This is a genomic window from Pedobacter sp., from assembly GCF_045628745.1.
Taxonomy (GTDB): domain Bacteria; phylum Bacteroidota; class Bacteroidia; order Sphingobacteriales; family Sphingobacteriaceae; genus Pedobacter.
Genome location: NZ_JAZQPU010000231.1, coordinates 1 through 3069 on the forward strand (window position 1 = coordinate 1; position 3069 = coordinate 3069).

The window sequence follows — 3069 nt, forward strand, 5'->3', positions numbered from 1 at the left end:
GATTATCAGAAAAAAAAAGCCACTCTTACATGGGTAAAAGCGGCTTTAATGTAGAATTCCTTACAAAGACTTAATGTGCATGTCCCATTCCCATACCTGAAAGATTTGAATGCTGAGAACTTCTTACGGTGCATAAACCTGCAAGAATGGAAAAAATTCCTACAACCAGGTGTGGCAGGTAAACTTGTTCTCTAAAACCAAACAACCATGGAGAAAGGGCTAGAAAGATACCGACCAGCACATCCATATTTAAATGAGTGGCCATAGATATCATCTTTTTGGTACCACCTTCATAATCAGTAACTAATGACATTGCGATCACCAGTAAACCTACTACAATGGCACACCATCTTGCAGCTTCAACATCAGAAAATCTAAATATCCATGGTGCTGCAATTAACAATAATCCCACGATGTAATCTAATACAGCATGAGTCTTTCTACTAATGAATCTCATTTTATCTGTTTTTTAATTCCACAACAGAATCTACACAAAGTTAATGCCATCATTATCAAACAGATAAGCTACACAAATTTATTATTAGCCCTTTATATTATCCTCGCCCAAGTTATAGGTATATTTAAAACGTCATTCAACATGGCAATCAATTAAGGCTTAATTAAATATAATGAAGGAATTTTATCAATTAACGGCTGAAGACACGGTAAAAGAATTAAATACATCTTTTACAGGACTCCAAAAAAGCGTTATTGGTGATCTACAATACAAATACGGCAAAAATATTTTACAAGAAACCAAACGGAAAAGCAAACTTGCGATCTTTATTTCACAGTTTAAAGATGTAATGATTATCATCCTGATCGTTGCTGCTATAATTTCGTTTATTGTTGGTGAGCACATCGACGCTTATGTCATTTTAGCCATTATCATTGCCAATGCCTGGATTGGTTACACACAGGAATATAAGGCTGAAGAATCGGTGAGGCTCTTACAAAAAATGTCTGCACAATACGCTATGGTGCTGCGCGATAATAATCCCGAGAAAATAGTAGCCGAAGAACTGGTTCCTGGTGATGTCATTTTACTCGAAGCAGGAGATATTGTTCCTGCTGATGCACGTTTATTTCAAGTGAGCTCCTTTAAAACCGAGGAAGCTGCCCTCACCGGTGAGAGTCATGCCATAGAAAAAACAACGGAGCCTATTCCAGATAGCCAACTCGGTCCCGGTGATCAGCATAACATGGTCTTTAAGGGGACTATCATTAGCAATGGCACTGCCAAAGCCATGGTTACCCATACAGGCATGGAAACGGAAATTGGCAAAATTGCCGGTATGATGGATGTGGAGACACAACAAACACCCCTTCAGCAAAGACTCGCTGTTTTCAGCAAGCAAATGGCCGTTGTAGTGATCTTGATTTGTGCGGTCATCTTTGGCTTTGGCTTTTTAAGAGGTGAAGCACCATTAATGATGTTCCTTACCGCCCTTTCTCTAGCTGTGGCGGCCTTGCCAGAGGCACTTCCTGCAGTAGTGACCATTGCCTTATCTAAAGGGGCAAGCAGAATGGTTAAGCAAAAGGCGCTGATGAGAAACCTTCCGGCAGTAGAAACCCTGGGTTCAGTAACTTATATCTGCAGTGATAAAACGGGCACACTCACCCAAAACATCATGAAGGTTGAAAAAATGCATGCCTTAGACAAACAGGAGGAGCGCTTACATTATGCCATGATGCTGACTAACGAAGTGCGTTTTGCGGATGACGGAAATATCCTTGGCGATTCCACGGAAACTGCTCTTGTTAACTATGCCAATGAACAGGGCATCAGTAAAGAAAAAGCTGACCTCCTCTACCCACTGGTAGATAAACTTCCTTTTGACTCGGTTAGAATGAGAATGAGCACTTTGCATGAACACCAAAACCAATGGATTTTATTCGTTAAAGGTGCGCCTATAAAAATTGTTGAGGTGCTGGCAGAAGCATATCAGGATACAGGTGAGGAATACCTGAATTTAAACCGTGAATATGCGGCCCAGGGTTTAAGGGTATTGTTTTTTGCTTATCAAATATTTAATCAAAAGCCTGCAACAATTAATGTAGCGCTTGAAAAGGAATTAATTTTCCTGGGCATGGTGGCAATGATAGATCCTCCACGGGAAGAAGTTATTGAAGCCATCAGGGAATGTAAACAGGCAGGTATAAAAACAGTAATGATTACCGGTGACCAGGCCTTGACCGCTGTGGCCATCGCTGAACGTTTGCAGATGGTAGATGAAGGTGCCAACAAAACAATGACTGGTGCTGAACTGTCAAACATGTCGGCAGAAGAATTCAGCAAAGAAGTTCAACACATTGCTGTCTATGCAAGGGTGTCACCACAGCAAAAATTAAATATAGTTAGGGCCTTACAGCAAAAAAACGAATTTGTAGCCATGACCGGCGATGGCGTAAATGATGCCCCATCGTTAAAACAGGCAGATATTGGCGTTGCCATGGGTATTACAGGAACAGATGTTGCTAAGGATGCTGCGGATATGATTCTGCTGGATGATAATTTTGCTACCATTGTTAAAGCCGTTAAAGAAGGAAGAAGGATTTATGAAAACATCAAGAAATTCATTCTTTATGTGCTTTCCTGTAACCTTGCTGAAATATTAACCATCGTCTTTGCACCACTTATCGGCATGGCCATCCCACTGCTCCCCATTCATATTTTGTGGATTAACCTGGTTACCGACGGACTACCTGGTCTGGCATTGACCGCTGAGCCTGCTGAAAAGGGAATTATGAACCGCCCACCCAGACCACCCAAGGAAAGCTTATTTGCTGGAGGCATGATTCTAAAAATACTCTGCACGGGAATTTTGATGGCCGTCATTGTCCTGCTAGCACAATATTATACTGCAAAACAAGGTTACAATATCAAGACCCAGCAAACAATGGTCTTTACGTTGCTTTGTTTTATACAACTTGGCAATGCACTCTCCGTACGATTGTCTTTTAACTCCATCTTTAGCTCAGCCCTATTTACCAATAAAGGTTTATGGTGGGTAATTTTAATTACCATGGTCTTACAGCTGCTTATTGTTTATGTTCCATTTTTACAAG

General features: G+C 40.9%; 2 protein-coding genes. One reads left to right on the top strand and one right to left on the bottom strand.

The window, feature by feature from the left end; all coding sequences use genetic code 11:
* Positions 1-70 precede the first annotated feature (70 nt).
* The gene (locus tag ACR2F7_RS08780; RefSeq protein ID WP_432713202.1) at positions 71-457 is read right to left on the bottom strand and encodes an SPW repeat protein; all 387 of its coding nucleotides are present in this window, start codon (positions 455-457) and stop codon (positions 71-73) included.
* Between the two features lie 172 nt (positions 458-629).
* On the opposite strand from ACR2F7_RS08780, the gene ACR2F7_RS08785 reads away from it, so the two are divergent.
* Positions 630-3069: cation-translocating P-type ATPase (locus ACR2F7_RS08785; protein WP_432713203.1), on the top strand; the 2440-nt coding region annotated here is incomplete at its 3' end.

Coding starts and splice junctions, on each gene's coding strand:
- ACR2F7_RS08780 (WP_432713202.1), bottom strand. CDS start 457: ATGAGATTCATTAGTAGAAAGACTCATGCTGTATTAGATTACATCGTG.